This is a genomic window from Mesorhizobium sp. M7A.F.Ca.MR.245.00.0.0 (assembly GCF_003997415.1).
Taxonomy (GTDB): domain Bacteria; phylum Pseudomonadota; class Alphaproteobacteria; order Rhizobiales; family Rhizobiaceae; genus Mesorhizobium.
In genome coordinates this window covers 264680-281853 of sequence record NZ_RZTE01000001.1, presented here as the reverse complement: position 1 = coordinate 281853, position 17174 = coordinate 264680, and the positions used below count along the sequence as shown (strand labels likewise).

The window sequence follows — 17174 nt, the reverse complement described above, 5'->3', positions numbered from 1 at the left end:
CCCTGCGGCAAGTGTCCCGGGGGCAAACTTCGTTCAGATCGGCTGATTAAAAGCCCGCAATCACGACCTCCCGTAAAGCGCGAGAGTTTGCCCGTTGACGAAACTTTGGTTCGCTTCGAGATCACGCACAACCAGGCGTCCGAAACTCCTGACGCTTAAAATTTCGTCGCCCACTCTTCGATGTTCGACTTATCGAATACCAACAGGTCCTTGAGATAAGCGCTGCCGTCCGCCTCCACGGTCATGTCGCCGAGACGACCGATCTTGGTGGTGCTGTTGGCTGCACCGTCGGTTTGCCCACGCGCGAGCATGCCGGCATACATGACGGCCGCGTAGCCGAGATCAGCAGGACTCCAAAGCTGGAACGTATCGGTCACACCGGAAAGCACGTTTGGCTTCATCTCCGAAGGCAGGCCGTGGCCCGTAACAAATATCTTGCCCAACTGACCTGCATCGGTAACCGCCCGGCAGGCGGAGACAATGCCGACGGCGGTCGGCGAGATAATGGCCCTCAAATTTGGGTACGCTTTTATGAGTCCCTGCGCCTCGCGATAGCTCTTGTCCGCCGCGTCGTCGCCATAGACCACGCCGACCAGCTTTAGCTTGGCATATTTCTCCTTCTGCCACTCCTCCTTCATCTTCTCGATCCAGAGGTTCTGGTTGGTTGCCTGCGAGGTTGCCGACAGAATTGCGACCTCGCCTTCGCCACCGAGCGTCTTGCTGATCATGCGCACGTCATTGGCGCCGATTAAGTCATCGTGCGGGGCGTTCACATGCATTATGCGGCCTTCCGGCGCGATCGCAGAATCGAAGGAGATGACCTTTATGCCACGCTGCATCGCCTTCTTGCCTGTAGGGATGAGGGCTGTGGCGTCGTTGGCCGAGATGACAAGAGCGTCGATTTTCTGGGCGACGAGCGCGTCGATGACCGCAATCTGCTGTTCGACGGTCGCTGCGGTCGGACCCGTGTAAACGAGTTCGACATTGCCTAGTTCATCGGCCGCTTGCTGACCACCATCGCGGGTCACGTCGAAATAGCTGATGCCCATGACCTTGACAACCAATCCGATGCGCAGCTTCTGCTGCGCGAAGGCGGGCCGCAAAGGTGCCGTTGACGTAACGCCAGCGAGCGCAGCACCGGACACGAGTTTCAAAAGCCGACGGCGATCCGGATTCATTGCTTCCTCCCATCTAGTTTCAAGAGATCGATATTGGGGCGCTCCAACAGAGGGACGCCAAATCGTCAGACAACCGCGCGCCAGACCTCCGGAACGAAGGCATAGCCACCGCCTCGTCGCTCGACATGACCGAAGGCAGGAAAGTCCAGGTGAATGCCGGCTACGCGAAGCCTGTCTGCAGCCGCCATATCCAAGGCACGCCGCCTGGTAGCCACAGCCAGATCGCGGTCTATGTCAAGAATCGTTGCTGCCTGGGGCGCCGTAAATTGTAGATGCGGCATATGAACAATGTCGCCCCAGATCATTACAGAGTCACCGCCGGATTCAATGAGCCAGCCGGTGTGGCCGGGCGTATGGCCGGCCTGTGTGACAGCAATGACCCCTGGCATGACGGGTCCGTCACGAACCGTCCGGATGCGCTCTCCATACGGCCGGGTAGCCCGCCGGAACCCTTCAAAAAATTCCTGCGGTTCGCCATCGGGTGAGCGTGAGGGCGACATGGGATCTCGAAAGAACTGGAGCTCGGCCTCGTTGACGACAAGTTCTGCGTTCGCAAACACAGCCTCACCGGCTTCATCGATTAACCCATTGATGTGGTCGGGATGCATGTGCGTGATCAGGATGGTGTCGATGTCAGCGGGAACAATGCCGATTGCCGCCAAGTTCCGGCAGACCATGCCCAACGTCGGTCCCGAACGCGTTCCACAGCCCGTGTCGACAAGCGCCACATGATCGCCGGTCCGGAGCAGAAAGGCATTCATCGTCATTTTGGGCGGAACCGGACGGAACGCCGCTGTTTCGATGCGGATGCAATCCTCCTGATCGATACCCGCGATCATATCGAAAGTGGCCTGAAAGGTACCGTCATTGACCGCAGTCACCGTCATGTCGCCGATGGCGATGTGATAGGCACCCGACGGCTGGCAGTGTGGTTTGGCTGCTGTCACGTCACATTCCCAAGGTTCTTCGGGAGGGTGCAAGCGGAGCGGAGAAGCGCCCAATCTTCAGCGGGCCGTCAACGCAAGCGCTCGGCGAAGCCTGGGAGCACGACCGCCATCCTCCAAAACGGCCGAGATGGCGAACCGGAACGACCGCCATTAGGTCTCTTAGGACATGGTCCGAAGGAACGGAAATCGTAAATTGCCAAGCAACCATCGCGTTCGGCGATGAGAGATGGGGGCGATCGTCGCTACGAAGGTTTGCTCGGTCCAAAGTAGAGACCGCGCTCGAAGGCTTCATAGAGTTTCAGAGTGATCGGATCCCCGAAAGGCAGTATCTGCGTCATGATCACGCCGCCTATGCTTCTGTAGCGATCCACCCAGAAATAGGTATTGGCAAGGCCAGCCCAGGTCATGCTGCCGGCGCTACGCCCATTGGGCGAATCACTCGTATTGAGCAGAAAACTCAATCCCCATTTCTGCGGCATGCCAGGGAAAAAATCAGTATCGTTGGCGAGACCCTTCAACACCGAGGTGAGCACGCCTGCCTTGATGTCGCCGATGCTATTCTGGCCCATGAGTTCGACGGTATCCGGCTTGAGCACGACAGTGCCATCCTTGGCTCGCCCGTCATTCAAGAGCATCTGGATATACGACGCGTAGTCGCCAGCGGTTCCGTAGATGCCGCCGCCACCCATGAAGAATTCGGGCTGCTGGGAGATCTCATGCTCGATCGGAACAAGCGAGCCGTCTGCTTGGCGGCGATGCACGTCCGCCAGGCGCTCGCGCCACGCCGGTTTTATCAGAAACGCCGTGTCGTGCATCCCAAGGGGCGCGAACAGGTGCTCGCGCAGATAGTCCTCGAGCGATAGGCCGCTGACAGCTTCGACGACCTGCCCGGCCCAGTCGATGCTGATGCCATATTCCCATTTCTCGCCCGGATCGGCCACCAGAGGCTGAGCGAGCGAACTCAACTTGCAGTCGACTAGCAGCGGTATGTGGTTCTCGCGCATATAGCGCTCGACCGCCTTATTCCAAATGTCGTAGCCATAGCCGGATGTGTGCGTCAGCAGATGCCGGAGTGTGATCGGCCGCTTGGCCGGCCGCACCATTGGCGTGCCGTTCGCGTCGAAACCATCGAGAACCTCTGGTGAGGCAAGCGACGGCAGGACGCTTCCGATCGGCTCGTCCAGAGCAACCCGCCCCTGCTCCACCAATTGCATCGCCGCCGTCGCCACCAGGGCCTTGGTCATCGATGCGTACCAGAAGACTGTGTCCAGCGTCATCGGTGCGCGCCTAGTAAGGTTACGCAGGCCGAAGGCGCCCTCATACAGCCGGGTCGTTTTGTCGACCGCGATGGCAACGACGCCGGGCACGTCACCGCGCTGCGCCGCCCTGCGAAGCAAGGCGTCGATCGAATGCACATCGCGTGTGGTCACTATTGCGTCTCTCCCAGGGGCGTTGTCGTAACTGTCGGCGCCAGAACGGCGAGCTCGCCCGCTATGTCCTCCATCTGCTCGCCTCCTGCCATCAGCGACAGCAGTTCCGTGCTGCTCTTTTCACCGCGCTTGAAACTGGCCGCAACACGACCCTGGATCAGGACGGTGAACAGGTCGCCCACGAGCGTGGCATGATGTGCATTGTGCGTTATGAAGACAATGCCGACACCCTCGGCACGCGCCGCCTGTATGAAGCGCAGCACGGTAGCGGCCTCCTTGACACCAAGTGCCGATGTCGGCTCGTCCAGAATCAGGACGCGGGCGCCAAAATACATAGCTCGCCCGATTGCAAGCACCTGTCGCTCACCCCCCGATAGCGATCCCACCAATTGGTTGCCGTCGCGCACACGCGTGATCCCGAAGCGCCTTATCTGCCCCACGGAGACGCGGTTCGCCTTCTCGATGTCTAGCCGCTGGAACGGCCAGATACCTTTCTTGGGCTCGGCGCCAAGAAAAAAGTTCCTGCCCACACTCATCAGCGGAATGGTGCCGATATCCTGATGCACTGTGGCGATACCGCGCGCTCGGGCATCGCGCGGATCGGTGAATTGCGTTTCCACGCCATCAAGTAGGATCTTGCCTTCACTAGGACCGTGAAAGCCCGACAGGATCTTAATTAATGTCGACTTGCCGGCACCGTTGTCACCTAGAAGGCAGACCACCTGCCCGGCTGGAACGCTAAGAGACACGTCAGTAAGCGCCTGGACGCCGGCAAAGCGCTTGGAGACGCCTTGCAGTTCGATGAGAGGGCGGTTTTCAGAAGCCATGCAGAACCTCGCGCTGTCGGCTAGCCAGCGCTCATGGCGAGGCGCCGGAAGTAGTGATTGGTGATCACGGCCGCCATCAGCAGAACGCCGAGAAAGAGCTGGACCCAGTCGGTGCTCCATCCGGTGTAGAAGATGCCGATATTGATGACGCCGAAAATGACGGTGCCGAGAAACACCCCGAACGCGGAGCCGTAGCCGCCGCCGAGCAGTACGCCGCCGATTACGGCGACGATCGGTGCCTGAAAGACATAGCCGAGGCCGGCAGTCGCGTTGCCGGAATGATATCCGATCGCCTGGATGACACCGACAAGGCTCGCGCCAAGACCGGTCATCATGAACAGCACGATCTTGACAAAACCTGTCGGTACTCCGGCGTCGCGCGCCGCGACAGGGTTTCCACCGGTCGCGAATATCCAGTTGCCGAACGCGGTCCTCGCCAGTACCCAACCGCCAAAGATCGTGATGGCGAACCACCACAGGATCGAGATGTTTGCCTGGCCCCAGTTCGATGCGAAGACAGCATCTGAAAGCGGTGTCGACTTCACCGAGACCGAGGTGGTGTTGCTGAGCAGCCGCGCCAGGCCAAGTGACAGGCCGCCTATGCTGAAACTGCTGGCAAGCGTCACGATGAAGGATGGCAACCCGGTGCGCACGACAAGGAGACCGTTCAGGACGCCGACAGCCAAGCCAAGTGCAAGGGCGGCTGAGATCATGAGCCACACGGAAAAGTCAAACAATGTCGTGCCGATCGCAACCGTGATCGACGCCGCGCCTACCACCGCGCCGACCGACAGGTCGAACTCGCCCGCAACCATGAGAATGCCGACCGGTATGGCGATGATGCCGAGCTCGGCTGCGGTGTTGAGCCATCCGGCGGTGCCGTCGAAGGTTACGAAGCCGTACCGATAGGCCGTCGCCGCGAAGAAAGCATAGACGAAAACGGTGGCTACGAAGGCACCGAACTCGGGTCTGCGCACTAGACTGGACGGAGACCAGCTCCGCATTGGCCGGGAGGTGGCGGCCGATGCGTCACGCAGCGCCTGGGTTTCCAATGTCATGAGCGTCATCCGGCAAGTGCTGGGATTGGTTGAGAAGATCCGAGGGACAGTGAAGGCAGGATCTCGGGCGCGCCACGATCGCAGGGAGCTGGCGCGTAATCAGGACGCCCCTCTGACGCCGGGATAGGTCCCGTTGACTTTCAGCACCTCGTCAACATTGTCCTTGGTGATCATCAGCGGACCGGTTGATATCTGACCCATTGGCAGCATCTTGTATTGCACATACTGGTATGCCGCGAGCAAGGCGTAGTAGCCGTCGAGATATGGCTGCAGGTCGGCGATGAAGAGCAGGTCGCCGTTCTTCAAGGCTTCGAGCGAGCCGAGCGACAGGCCGAGCGAAGCATTGACGATCTTTCTTCCGCTCTGCTTGACGGCCTCCACGGAAGCAACGCCCTGCACGGCGCCAATGGTCCAGATCGCATCGATCCTCTGATCGCTTTGCAGCGCACCACGGATGGCGCTGCTGACAAAAGTGGGGTTGCTGGCATCGGAGAACTGGATGGTCAGGACCTTGGAGTCGCCTCCGGCCGCCTTGAAGGCATCGTTATAGCCGAGGCAATCCAGGTCCAGCGTGGTGTTGCCGGGAACGTGATTGACGCAAAGGCCGAATTTTGCACCGGCCTTGATCTCCCTCTCACCAACCGAGCGACCGAGGTCACGGGCGCTGAAGCCTACGTATGAAATCGCGCCGATATCCCGCCAGGAAGCGCCACCATCATGCTGAATGATGACCGGGATGCCGCTGGCCGTGATCTCCTTGATGATGGGGTCGAGCGTGTCCGGGAAGTAGTTGCCTATGACCATGGCGGCCGGCTTCTGGCTCGCGGCCTGCTTCACCAGCTTGGCGTAGTCGGCGACGAAATTGTTGGGATCGGTGCCGGTGATCCACTGGTAGTCGACATTGAGGTCACGAGCAGCGTCGTCGCCGCCCTTCTTCATCGCGCCGAAAAAGGGATCCCATAGCGGGCCGCCCAGCATGACGATGCGCGGCTTGTCCTGGGCGCTGGCGGCACCGGCCGCGCTTAGCGAAGCCAAGACGCAGACACCCAAAAACGCAACTGCGGCCACGCCGCGCCGTGCCAGCGAAGCTGGTAGCATGTTCATGATCTCCTCCCAAAAGAACCGGCCGATAAGACCGACATGAATTGGTCTAGGTCAAACGGCTTTGGGCGCTAAGTCGTGGTTGAGCATCCAACCATCGCGATGCGCGAAGCTTGCCGCGACGACTTGCTTGGCAGCGGAGGCAACGCGGCTCAGCCGAGCTGCTTTGTCATACGGCCGCGCCGCGCGCGCTCGCCGGCTGCGTTCAAGGTCAGCGCAACCAGAAGGATCAGGCCGTACATGATCTGGATGTAGAAGATCGAAACCTGCGCCAGCGTGAACAGGGTCTGGATCAGGAAGAGCAGCGTGCCGGCCGCGGCTGCACCCAGCATGCCCCCTCGCCCGCCGGTCAAGGCGATGCCGCCCAGCGCGACGGCAGCGATGGAGGTCAACGTGTACGGAACGCCGACGCGTGGATCACCCGAGCCGAGGGCAGCGGTAAACACCAGCCCAGCGATCGCCGCCAGCACGCCGCCAATGACGTAGGCGATGATGCGCACGCCCGCCACATTGACGCCCGATGCGTAGGCAGCGCGCGCATCCCCTCCAACGGCGAGCAGGTTGCGGCGGTAGCCTGTCCGCTCGAACGCCAGCCAGACAAGGCCAAGCACGATGAGCAGGACGAGCATCCCCGAAAGTCCGCCATAGCTGCCTGCAAGACCGAGCAGCCATTGCGGCGCCAGACCGCCGGCCATGGGCAGCATCTCTAGCGTAATGCCCTGGAAGGCGAGGAACGTGCCCAAGGTTGCGATTATCGGCTGGACGCGCACGACTGCGATGAGGAAGCCGTTCAACAGGCCGGACAAGATGCCGACGCCCAGCGAAGCGCCGATGATTGTCACCGGATCGGCCCACCCATTCGGCACGAGGATCGACGTCACCATGGCATTGACGAGCCCCGCAAGCGGCCCGACCGAAAGGTCGATCCCGCCCTCTCCTGAAAGCACGGGCGCGGTCTGGGCCATGGCGGTGATGATGAACGGCGCCACGCCGATGAGCATGCCGTTCCAGTTCGTCACATCGGTAAAAGCGGGGCTGGCGAAGGCGTTGAGAGCAGTGAAAATGACCACCGCAATGAGCACGGGCCATGCGTAGCTGCGGTCGCCGAGCCACTTCATGTCGAGGTCTCCAGTCGGCGTTGCGAGAACATCGCATCGATCAATGCGCGTTCACTAAGGTCGCCGCGCTCGACGATCGCGCTGACGGCGTGATCGTGAAACACAACCACCCGGTGGCAAAGCAGGCACAGTTCCACCAGTTCGGTCGACAGCATCAGGATGGAAACGCCGCTCAAAGCGAGATTATTGAGCACCTCGTAGAGGTCGCGCTTGGCACCCAGATCCACACCACGCATCGGATCGTTCAACACCAACACACGCGGTTGGGTGGCGATCAGACGCCCGAGTAGCGCCTTCTGCTGGTTGCCGCCACTCAGCGCCGATATCGGCGTGTCGAGCCCAGCCATCTTGACCCTCGTCCGCCGAGTGACCTCGCCGGCGACCTCTATCCGCTTCCTTGTGCCCAGCACACCCCAACGGGCGAATGAGCCGAGCGCCGATACGGTCACGTTGTCGAGCACCGACAGCGGGGCGAAGATACCCTCGGATTTGCGGTCGCGCGGCAGGAACGCGATCTTCGCGCGCGCCGCGTCGCGTTGCGACCGTATGGTCATGGTCCCGACGTGCACTGTCCCCGTGGGCGCGCGACGCAGACCAGCGATGCACTCCAGCAGGGCGACCTGGCCGTGCCCCTCCAGCCCCCCCACGCCAATGATCTCGCCGCGACGAAGGTCGAGATCCAGTGTCGGCTTGCCTTCGAGAACCGACAGGCCTCGCACGCCGACGATCACCTCGGCATTGGCGGGAATAGTCTCGCCGCAGCCTTCGCCTTCCGCCGCCCGCGCACCTTCGCGCGTCGACATCAGGTCGAGCAGGATTTCGCTCGATACTGCGCCGCGCTCCAGCGATGCGACGCTCCGGCCAGATCGAAGTACCGTCGTGCAATCGGCAAGGGCGTGAATCTCGTCCATGCGATGCGAGACAAATAGGATCGATCGCCCTTCGCCACGGAAACTTCGTAGCACTTCGAAGAGACGATCGCGGTCTTCGATATCGATCGCGGAGGTCGATTCATCGAGGATAAGCAGGCGCCAGGGCCGCATAAGAGACCGTGCGACGCCGATCATCTGGCGGTTGGCGAGCGATACCGTGCCGGCCAGCCGCTCGATATCAAGATTGCCGATACCGACAGCCGCCAGTGCTTTCCGCACGGCTTCGCGCTCGCGCAAGGGGGTCATCTTGCGACGGATCATGCCGTCCAGGCCCAACATGACATTGTCACGAATTGACATGTCTGGAAGGACCAGCGTCTCCTGGAACACCGTAGCAATGCCGGCGTCCTGCGCGGCACGCGGATTCGCGAAACTGGCTTGCCGGCCGAGCCAATCCAGTGTGCCCGCTTCTGCGCGGACGATGCCGCTGAGTATCTTGATCAGCGTGCTCTTGCCCGAACCATTCTCTCCGACAACGGCATGGATTTCGCCCTCGCGGATCGACAGCGAGCAGGAATCAAGCGCGATCGTTTCGCCAAATGTCCGGCGAAGCCCATCCGCGGACAGAAGCAGCGGCATGCCCTTGCGGTCGGCGGGCGGTTCTATCGCGCGCTGATGGACCGCGCTGTTCATATGCGCATACTCAGATGCGGTTCGCGGCCATAGAGCGCCACGAGCCCGACGATCAGGAAACCGAGGAATATCTGCTGTGCCGCCTGGTCGAGCCCGAGACCGACAAGGAGGGTGCTAAGTTCTGTTACGACAAGACAGCCGGCAATTGTGCGCCCATAGCCGCCGCGCCCGCCGGTCAGCGGCGTGCCGCCGACGACGACTGCCGCGACAGTGGTGAAGAGGTAGGCTGCGCCGACGGTCGGATCGGCCGCTCCGCTGAAGCCTGCAAGTAGAATGCCCGTCGTCGCTGCCAGGAAGGCACTGAGCGCGTAGACACTCATCCAGACGAGCAGCATCGGCACGCCGGCCAATTCGGCGGCGCGAGGATTTGCCCCTGCGGCGAACATCCAGCGGCCGAGCTTGGTCTTGCGCTCGAGGAATAGGATGCCGCCGGCGATGAGCAGCCAGATCACCACGGAGCCGGGCAGCGGGATGGGACCGGTCTTGCCGATAACCGAAACCATGTTGACGAGCCAATCAGGCACAAAGCCCGAAACCTCGCCATGCGTCCCTGCCCAGATGGCGCCAAGGATGATCGAGCCGCTCGCCAGCGTCACCACGAGCGGGTTGAGCTGCAGGTATCGGGATGCAAAGCCGTTTGCCAGACCGATCAGCGTCGCCAGCGCTAGAATGAACACGGCCGCAGCAAAAGCGGAATAGCCGGCGCCGTAAAGCAGCGCGAACAGCACGTTAGACAAGCCGATCACAGCCGGGATCGAAAGGTCGAAGCCGCCGATGACGATCGTCAGGGTCTGGCCGATCGAGGCGATGCCAAGCAGACTGGAAAGCAGCAGAAGCGACAGCAGGCTTATGACGCTGGCATAGCCGGGAATGAAGACGTTTATGACAAAGAAAAGGATGAAGGCGAGGAGAAACGGGGCCAAAGGCCCGGCCACTCGTTGGATGGTCTTGAGGGACAAGTCGGCCAAAGTGCGACTACCATTCATACCCGACGGGTGTGATCCTTTGAAAAGCAATGCCGCGCACGATGCGCAACTCCCTTATGGGTGCCCGCGCTGAACGCGAGCACCCATCGTGGTGCATTTCACTGCGGCTGGGCGTTGGTCGAGACGATCTCAACCTTGGCTCTCGGCTCGCCGCCGGTGAAGAACTGCTCGAAATACGAGTCCGGCACGAGGTGCAGGTCCTTGCCGTTGGCGAAGCAGGTGCTTTGCACGGTCATGGAAGCGTCGTAGTAGTCATTGAAGTTCTCCGCCGTGATGCTGGGCAGCGGCATGAAGATGGTGTTCACCTTCGGTTTTTGCCCGGCCATCATGTGCAGTGCAGGAATGAAGGCGGAATAGGCCATCGGACCGCCATCCTGGACAAAGGTGTTGGCGGTGAGGTTCTTTTCCTTCCAGTAAGCAAGCAGGCTGCAAAGGTTGGTGACTTCGGTGATGATCGGAAGCGCACGGCCCGACTGCTCGAACGCTTGGCCCACGCCAACGCCCATATTGCCTGTCGAGAACACAGCGTGCACAGGCTCAGGATGCGTCGCCAGGAACTTCAGCACCTCGGTTTTGGCCACCGACCCGGTCCACATGCCAAACAGGCTGCCGGCGACCTTAATGTCGGGAAACGCCTCGACGGCCTTCCGGAAACCTGTCTCCTGAGCGACCGTGTTCGCGGTCCCGGGCTGTCCGTTCATGATGAGGGCGGTACCTTTGCCGCCCAATTGCTTGGCGATCCACTCACCTTCGTACTGACCGCGATAGTAGGGATTGGTCGCTACGTTCAGCGCTTCCGGGCAGGTGACCGTGGAGTCGATGGTTACGAAAAGGATGCCCTTGTCGAAAGCCTCCTTGATGCCCGCGCAAAGGCCGGTCGCAGACCCCGGATAGCTCATGATCAGGTCACAGCCCTGCGCGATCTGCGCCTTCAGCTGCGTGAGCTCGAGGTTGATGTCGCCGTTAGAGTTCGTGACGTTGAGTTCGGGTTCAGCGAGGCCTTGATCGGCCAATTGCTTGGTCAGCGCCTTCAGCTCCGCCACAAGGTTGGCGCGCCACGAATTCCCAAGATAGGAATCATTGTGGCAAATCTTCCATGGCGGCGCATGGGGCTTCCAGTTAGCGAACGGATCGGCGACTATATTGGTCGCATACCAGTAGCCGCCGTAGTATTTCTGCGCCTCCTTCGGCACGGCGGCCAGCGCGGCTGCCTGCTCCTCGGCCGTCGGATCGGCCGCGTGACTAGCCGCCAGCCCCACCAACGAAAATGCTGCCGTGCAGGCCGCCACGGTGATCACGCGGGCGAACCGTACGGCTCTGTTCTTCCAGGTAAGCATGCTCTCCTCCCCTTTTTATCATGAGGTTCGCAAACCGCCGGAAGGACGAATCTAACCCTCGCCATGAGGATCGCTCATAGCAAACGTTAAAGACCCTCCCTGCTGGCCTGTTTGGAACAGAACCCCTGCGATGGTTATAGGAGACACTGACAATTCAGCCGAAGTCGTCGTTGGCTATGCGGCCATCGCCCCAGACGATGTCCATGGGCGCGCTCCGCAGTTGCGACTGTCACTAGGTGAGGCGACTTCCTCAGGGCAAGACGGGCATCTTGTAGTTTGCCAGGAACTCCGACCAGCCTGTATTGATGTGCACTTCCATCGCACCCGTAGCGCCCTCAACATCGCCCCGCTCCAGAGCGGCCAGAAGCGTCACGTGTTCATCGAAAACGCGCGACTGCCTGCCCGGCATCTGGCTCAGCAAGTCGAGCGGATATTTGGCCCAGAGTATGCGCACGAAATCGAGCGTCTGCGCCTGGCCTGCCAGTTCGTATAGCCGGAAGTGGAAGCGAAAATTCTTCTCCTGGCAGGCGGCGCGGTCGCCAGCCCTGGCGGCCATGAGAAGATCGTGGTTGATGGCTTTGAGAACGTACAGATCGTTCGGCGACATGCGCCGCGCAGCTTCCGCGGTCAGGCGCGTTTCAAGCAACTGTCGTAACTGGTAGAGTTCCTCGGCACCTTCGATCAGGAAGGGTGCGACGATCGCGCCGCGATGGGCACTCACCGCCACATAGCCCTGGGCTTCCAGCAGCCGCAGCGCCTCGCGCACCGGCGTGATCGAGACGCCGAGCATCTTGGCGATCTCGGCCTGCTTCAGCTTCTGTCCACGCGCGAGGACACCGACGATGATCTTTTCGCGCAGCACTTCAGCAATCTGATACTCAGCCGTCGTCCGTGATTTCAAAGACCAGTCGCCGCTGTCGTCGGCGAGACTGCGCTTGCTGATCTGTTGCTGCAATGCGTCTAGCGGCTGGTGGTCGGTCATTCCTCATTTCCGAAGCCGACACTCGAAACTGCTGGTCGACCTACATCAGGATTTCCATGTTCGTCCCGTTCCCGCAACCACAATCGAGCGGTTCAGCGTTCGACGGGCATCAGAATATTGATTTCTTCAGCCGGACTCTTGAGATCGGTTGATTTCGGCCTCTTGGCGAGTTGGGATCACGGTGGATTTTTTCCCATCGCGCACCCTAACGGAAGCATGGAGGAGTACCGTCAGTGAGCGACAAGGACCAGTTGGTCATTCCCGTCAAAGCCGTCCGCGATGGCGTCAATAAGGACCCGGAGTTTGCGATTGCCGCCCGCTTCTGGAACGCCCGCATCCGCTTCTACAGCAACGAGGCGGACGAGTATTTCATGGAGATCCGGGATGGCCGCGTCGTGGACTTCCAGCAAGGAAGCGACGGCTACAAGTCGTCGACCATCTATGTCGGCGGGCCGCGGGAAACCTGGCGCGACATCCTGAAGCCGGCGCCGGCGCGCTTCTGCAACGACTTCTTCCCGGCGGCGATCCATCGCGGCATGCGGCTCGGCGGCGATCTGTCGTCGCTCTACGCATATTACAGCGCCTTGCAGCGAATCCTCGCCGTGATGCGCCAGGAGATCAACGGCGTGAAGGCTTGAGGGACGGATGATGGCAAAGTTTGCAAAGATGGAATGCGGCTATCTGTATCTGACCCTGGATGACACCGAGTACCGTATATACCTCGAACAGGCTGGCACCGGCATCCCGGTGCTGCTGCAGCACACGGCAGGCACCGATGCGCGCCAATGGCGGCACCTTCTCGAGGATGAGGAACTCACCCGGTATTTCCGTTTCATCGCGTGGGACTTGCCCTACCATGGCAAGTCGCTGCCTCCCCTCACCCACCGCTATTGGGAGACTGGCTACAAGCTCAAGATGGACTGGTTCCTGCGCTACGTGCTCGAGTTGTCAAAGGCGCTCGAGCTCGACAGACCCGTCTTCATGGGCTGCTCGATGGGTGGGCTGCTGGCGACCGATCTGGCGCTTTACCATCCCGAGCATTTTCGCGCCGCGATCGCGCTTGAGCCTCTTATCAAGAGCCCCGAGCCTGGCACGCTGACAGACTGGTACTGGCACCCAACGACATCCAACGACACACGCGCCGCCTTGCAACACACACAGTGTTCGCCGAGCAGCCCGGAGGTCTACCGCCGCGAGACGATCTGGATGTACAGCCAGGGGGCGCCGTCGGTCTTCCCGGGCGACCTGCACTATTATGTCGAGGAGCATGATCTCACGGATACGGCCAAGGATATCGACACGGCGAAGATCGACCTCTATTTGCTGAATGCCGATTACGACTGGTCGGCGACGGTCGAGGAAGGGCGTCAGCTTGCGTCGATGATACCCGGCTCGAAATGGGTGCATATGCGCGACATGGGCCACTTCCCCATGGCCGAGAACCCGGCGAAGTTCCGGGAGTATATCGTGCCAATCCTCGATGAGATCAGGGCGAAGTCAGCAAAGCGCACCGGCTGATACCGCCCCGGGAGGCCAGCGAAAAACGCAGGAAGCAAAATCGTCGACGCTTTTTCCAACCTGGATCCTGGTTTACTTGACGCTGCCCGCCGTCAGCCCGCCGATCAGCCACCGCTGCGCGAACAGCCCGATCAGATAGACCGGTATAATGCCGGTGAGAGACGCTACCGCCATCTGGCCGAAATTTATCAATCGCTCGCCCTGGAAAAGAGCTATCGCCACCGGCAGCGTTCGGCTGCCTTCGTCATTGCTGAAGGCGGAGGCGAGCAGGAACTCATCATAGGCGAGGATGCCACAAATCAAACCCGTTGCCACGAGGCCTGGCGCCATGACTGGGCCGACGAGGCGAAAGATGATCGTGAAATACCCAGCACCGTCGATCTTTGCCGCTTCGTCGATTTCCACGGGCACCCGTCGCAGGAAGCCTGACAACAGCCAAAAGGCCACCGGCAGGTTGGCTATCCCGTTGACCAGGATAAGGCCAGACAGGCTGTTGAGCAGACCAAGACGACGCAGAAGCAGAAAAAGCGGAATGAGCGCGACCACCGGCGGCGCCACGTAGGTCGCCAGCGTGAAGGCCGGAAGGAAGCGCCCGCCGACCTTCAACCGCACCATGGCGTACGTGGCTGGAAAGGCGACGGCGAGCGTCAGCAGGCTGCTACAAACCGCGACCAGCAGCGAGTTCGCCAGCAGGCGAAACAGTGGGATGATCTGGAAGGTGTTGATCCAGTTCGCCAGTGTCGGTGCCTGCGGCAGGAAATACCCGGTAAGCACCTGGTCTGGCGTCTTGAAGGAAACCGAGACGAGATACGCAATCGGCAACACAAAGAAGCCGACCATGACCGCGGCACACCCTGTTGCGACCCGGCCCCGCGACCTCCCCCCAGCTTGACTGGAATGGCTCATCCCGACCTCGTTTCGCTGCGTTTGTGAAGCCAGGTGATAGGCAGGGTGACAATACTGACGAGGATGGCGAACACCAGCGTTTGAGCTGCGGCCAGACCGACATCGAACTCCTGCATGGCAGTGCGCCATATGCGGAAGGTGGTGACGGTGGTGCTGAATCCCGGCCCGCCGAATGTCAGACCATAGACGAGGTCGAAGAGCTTGAACGCGATCACGACGCGCAACAGCAAGATGGCAAGCAGCGTCGGCATCAGCATCGGAAGCGTGATCTGCCAGAAGATCGTTCGCGGCGACGCGCCGTCGACACTTGCCGCCTCGAACACCTCGTCTGGCAAGGTCTGGAGCGCCGCATAAGCGAGGATCGCCACGAACGGCGTCCACTGCCAGGTATCGGCGACAGCGACCGAAAGGAAGGCTGCGGGCATGGTGCCGAGGAATGAGACCGGCTGGTCTATGATGCCGGTGCGCAACAGTACGCCGTTGAGCAGGCCGCCGGCGGGCGCAAGGATCAATTTCCAGGCCACGGCCACCATCATGGGCGGCGTCATCAGCGGCAACAGGATAAGGCTGCGCACCCACCTCGCCTGCTTCAGACTTGAATGCAGCATCATCGCGATCGCCAAGCCAAGTGCGAGCTGGATCAATGCGACGGGAATTGCGAAAATCGTCGTCCTCAACAGGGCCGCCTGAAAGTCGCCATCGCGCTGAATGGCGGCAAAGTTGGTCAGAACCGGCCAATGCTGGAACTGCCGCCCCAGCGAGCTCTTCGACAGCGACAACGCAAGCACGTCGAGAAACGGATAGATGGCAAAGGCGGAGAGGCCGAGCAGCAGCGGCGCGACCAGAAGGAACCCTGCCAATCGCGAGCCGCTTACCGTCGCTCCGGCCGATGTGGAAACCGGGTTGCCTCTATCCATTCAGCATTGCAACCCAAGCCGCCTGGGCATCTTTCATAGCCTGCTCGGGGGTCTTGGTCTGAGCGAGAACCAATGCAAGTTCGTCAGCCAGGCCTTGCAGCATCTTGGACGCCAGTGCCCCGGTAGGCCAGGCAAGCGCCCCATTTAGTGCCTGGGCGCCAGCAGCCTGAACCTTCGGCGCCGCCGCCTTGTACTGGCTGCTGTCGAGAACCGACGTGAAGATCGGATCGATGCCACTGCCGGGAGTCAGTGTCAGCTTGAGGTTCATTTCCTTGCTGCAGGCAAACTTGACTAGTTCCCAAGCGGCGTCCGGCTGCTTCGAGCCGGCCGAGATCGCCAGGCCGAAACCGGCGTCGAGCGAGCCGCGATGCTGTTTGTTGGCGCCGCCAATCGGCATCTGCACCACGGTCCACTTGTCAACAATCTGCGACATTGCCGGATCCTGTGCGTTGACCCCGAGATCGGTCCAGAACTCGATCATGGCCGCCTTACCGGAGAGGAAGGCCGGCAATCCTTGCTCGAACCCGGTTTCCAGCGGCGTCGGCAGAGCATACGGAGCAACGTTAAGCATGGCCTGGACGGCCGCGATGCTGACTTCCGAATCGAGCAACGGCTTGCCGCTGGCATCGAAGAAATCGCCACCCAGACCAGCCAGCCGGTTGGTGTAGCTGCAGCCTATCATGAAAGGGTTTTTCACACCGAGCAGCGCGGTGCCGAAGATGCCGTTCGCTGTCTCGGCCTCCGTGATGACCTTCGCCGTCGCCAGATATTCGTCCCAAGTCGTGGGCGGCTTCTGGCCGCTCCGTTCCAGGATCTCGGTGTTGACGAACAGCACGTGCGAATCGCCGTCATATGGCACCCCCCAGCGCTTTCCCTTGTACAGTGTGTAGGGATCGTAGATCGACGGCAGGAAGTCCGCAGCGGCATAATCCTTGGCAATGCGGTCGGTAACGTCGACGACCGTGCCGTCTTCGGCGAGCGCGCCGAGCAGACAGTACCAGTAGTCGATGACGTCGTAGACGTTGGATCCGGACTGGACGTCGAGGGTCGCCTTTTGCTGGATCTGGTCGTTGGGAACCGGCAGTACGTTGACCTTCGCGCCGGTCGCCTTGCCGAACTCGTCTGCAACTATGCGTCCACCGGTGACGTGCGGCTGGATCACCATAAGATTGAGTTCGATACCCTTGAGATCGGGCGCGCTCCATGCCTGCCGCGGCATCAGAGCGGCTGCCCCCAGCATTGCTGACGTGCCGAGCAATTGCCGTCGTGTCAGCGACATTTGCTGCATGAGTTCCATCAAGTTA

General features: G+C 60.9%; 16 protein-coding genes. 2 read left to right on the top strand and 14 right to left on the bottom strand.

What is annotated here, in order from left to right:
- Positions 1-155: 155 nt before the first annotated feature.
- The 11 genes from rhaS to EOB80_RS01290 all read right to left on the bottom strand — a co-directional run bounded on the left by rhaS (position 156) and on the right by EOB80_RS01290 (position 12529).
- Positions 156-1178: a rhamnose ABC transporter substrate-binding protein gene (gene rhaS / locus EOB80_RS01340; RefSeq protein ID WP_024504919.1), complete on the bottom strand. Its 1023-nt coding sequence runs from the start codon at positions 1176-1178 to the stop codon at positions 156-158.
- Positions 1179-1243: 65 nt separating this feature from the next.
- Complete coding sequence (locus EOB80_RS01335) at positions 1244-2125, bottom strand: MBL fold metallo-hydrolase (RefSeq protein ID WP_024504918.1); 882 nt, start codon at positions 2123-2125, stop codon at positions 1244-1246.
- Positions 2126-2367: 242 nt separating this feature from the next.
- Positions 2368-3540: a serine hydrolase domain-containing protein gene (locus tag EOB80_RS01330; RefSeq protein ID WP_127326399.1), complete on the bottom strand. Its 1173-nt coding sequence runs from the start codon at positions 3538-3540 to the stop codon at positions 2368-2370.
- A gap of 14 nt (positions 3541-3554) precedes the next feature.
- Positions 3555-4382, bottom strand: a complete 828-nt coding sequence (locus EOB80_RS01325; protein ID WP_127326398.1) for an ATP-binding cassette domain-containing protein — start codon at positions 4380-4382, stop codon at positions 3555-3557.
- A gap of 20 nt (positions 4383-4402) precedes the next feature.
- On the bottom strand, positions 4403-5440 hold the full coding sequence (locus EOB80_RS01320; RefSeq protein WP_245466212.1) for an ABC transporter permease: 1038 nt from the start codon (positions 5438-5440) through the stop codon (positions 4403-4405).
- Positions 5441-5539: 99 nt separating this feature from the next.
- Positions 5540-6544, bottom strand: a complete 1005-nt coding sequence (locus tag EOB80_RS01315; RefSeq protein ID WP_127326396.1) for a substrate-binding domain-containing protein — start codon at positions 6542-6544, stop codon at positions 5540-5542.
- A 149-nt stretch (positions 6545-6693) separates the two neighbouring features.
- Complete coding sequence (locus EOB80_RS01310; RefSeq protein WP_024504913.1) at positions 6694-7659, bottom strand: ABC transporter permease; 966 nt, start codon at positions 7657-7659, stop codon at positions 6694-6696.
- Complete coding sequence (locus EOB80_RS01305; RefSeq protein ID WP_127326395.1) at positions 7656-9224, bottom strand: sugar ABC transporter ATP-binding protein; 1569 nt, start codon at positions 9222-9224, stop codon at positions 7656-7658. The genes EOB80_RS01310 and EOB80_RS01305 overlap by 4 nt, the downstream gene beginning before the upstream one ends.
- Complete coding sequence (locus tag EOB80_RS01300; RefSeq protein WP_164762482.1) at positions 9221-10147, bottom strand: ABC transporter permease; 927 nt, start codon at positions 10145-10147, stop codon at positions 9221-9223. Before EOB80_RS01300 ends, EOB80_RS01305 begins: the two co-directional genes overlap by 4 nt.
- A gap of 161 nt (positions 10148-10308) precedes the next feature.
- Complete coding sequence (locus tag EOB80_RS01295; protein WP_024504910.1) at positions 10309-11547, bottom strand: substrate-binding domain-containing protein; 1239 nt, start codon at positions 11545-11547, stop codon at positions 10309-10311.
- A 250-nt stretch (positions 11548-11797) separates the two neighbouring features.
- Positions 11798-12529 carry a GntR family transcriptional regulator gene (locus tag EOB80_RS01290; RefSeq protein WP_050580511.1) on the bottom strand — a complete coding sequence of 244 codons (732 nt, stop codon included), beginning with the start codon at positions 12527-12529 and terminating at the stop codon, positions 11798-11800.
- 233 nt (positions 12530-12762) lie between these two features.
- On the opposite strand from EOB80_RS01290, the gene EOB80_RS01285 reads away from it, so the two are divergent.
- On the top strand, positions 12763-13167 hold the full coding sequence (locus EOB80_RS01285; protein WP_024504908.1) for a hypothetical protein: 405 nt from the start codon (positions 12763-12765) through the stop codon (positions 13165-13167).
- Between the two features lie 10 nt (positions 13168-13177).
- A complete protein-coding gene (locus tag EOB80_RS01280; protein ID WP_024504907.1) occupies positions 13178-14047 on the top strand; it encodes an alpha/beta hydrolase in 870 nt (289 codons plus the stop codon).
- A 72-nt stretch (positions 14048-14119) separates the two neighbouring features.
- Here EOB80_RS01280 and EOB80_RS01275 read toward each other — a convergent pair whose 3' ends face one another.
- The 3 genes from EOB80_RS01275 to EOB80_RS01265 all read right to left on the bottom strand — a co-directional run bounded on the left by EOB80_RS01275 (position 14120) and on the right by EOB80_RS01265 (position 17167).
- A complete protein-coding gene (locus tag EOB80_RS01275) occupies positions 14120-14887 on the bottom strand; it encodes a carbohydrate ABC transporter permease (protein ID WP_236382678.1) in 768 nt (255 codons plus the stop codon).
- 62 nt (positions 14888-14949) lie between these two features.
- Positions 14950-15870, bottom strand: coding sequence for a sugar ABC transporter permease (locus tag EOB80_RS01270; protein ID WP_024504905.1), 921 nt, complete (start codon positions 15868-15870; stop codon positions 14950-14952).
- Complete coding sequence (locus EOB80_RS01265) at positions 15863-17167, bottom strand: sugar ABC transporter substrate-binding protein (protein ID WP_127326392.1); 1305 nt, start codon at positions 17165-17167, stop codon at positions 15863-15865. The genes EOB80_RS01270 and EOB80_RS01265 overlap by 8 nt, the downstream gene beginning before the upstream one ends.
- Positions 17168-17174: the final 7 nt, after the last annotated feature.

Bases quoted from the DNA above. Each gene is read 5' to 3' on its own strand.
- EOB80_RS01305 (WP_127326395.1), bottom strand. From the start codon at position 9,224: ATGAACAGCGCGGTCCATCAGCGCGCGATAGAACCGCCCGCCGACCGC.
- rhaS (WP_024504919.1), bottom strand. From the start codon at position 1,178: ATGAATCCGGATCGCCGTCGGCTTTTGAAACTCGTGTCCGGTGCTGCG.
- EOB80_RS01270 (WP_024504905.1), bottom strand. From the start codon at position 15,870: ATGGATAGAGGCAACCCGGTTTCCACATCGGCCGGAGCGACGGTAAGC.
- EOB80_RS01325 (WP_127326398.1), bottom strand. From the start codon at position 4,382: ATGGCTTCTGAAAACCGCCCTCTCATCGAACTGCAAGGCGTCTCCAAG.
- EOB80_RS01295 (WP_024504910.1), bottom strand. From the start codon at position 11,547: ATGCTTACCTGGAAGAACAGAGCCGTACGGTTCGCCCGCGTGATCACC.
- EOB80_RS01290 (WP_050580511.1), bottom strand. From the start codon at position 12,529: ATGACCGACCACCAGCCGCTAGACGCATTGCAGCAACAGATCAGCAAG.
- EOB80_RS01275 (WP_236382678.1), bottom strand. From the start codon at position 14,887: ATGGTCGGCTTCTTTGTGTTGCCGATTGCGTATCTCGTCTCGGTTTCC.
- EOB80_RS01320 (WP_245466212.1), bottom strand. From the start codon at position 5,440: ATGACATTGGAAACCCAGGCGCTGCGTGACGCATCGGCCGCCACCTCC.
- EOB80_RS01280 (WP_024504907.1), top strand. From the start codon at position 13,178: ATGGCAAAGTTTGCAAAGATGGAATGCGGCTATCTGTATCTGACCCTG.
- EOB80_RS01310 (WP_024504913.1), bottom strand. From the start codon at position 7,659: ATGAAGTGGCTCGGCGACCGCAGCTACGCATGGCCCGTGCTCATTGCG.
- EOB80_RS01265 (WP_127326392.1), bottom strand. From the start codon at position 17,167: ATGGAACTCATGCAGCAAATGTCGCTGACACGACGGCAATTGCTCGGC.
- EOB80_RS01315 (WP_127326396.1), bottom strand. From the start codon at position 6,544: ATGAACATGCTACCAGCTTCGCTGGCACGGCGCGGCGTGGCCGCAGTT.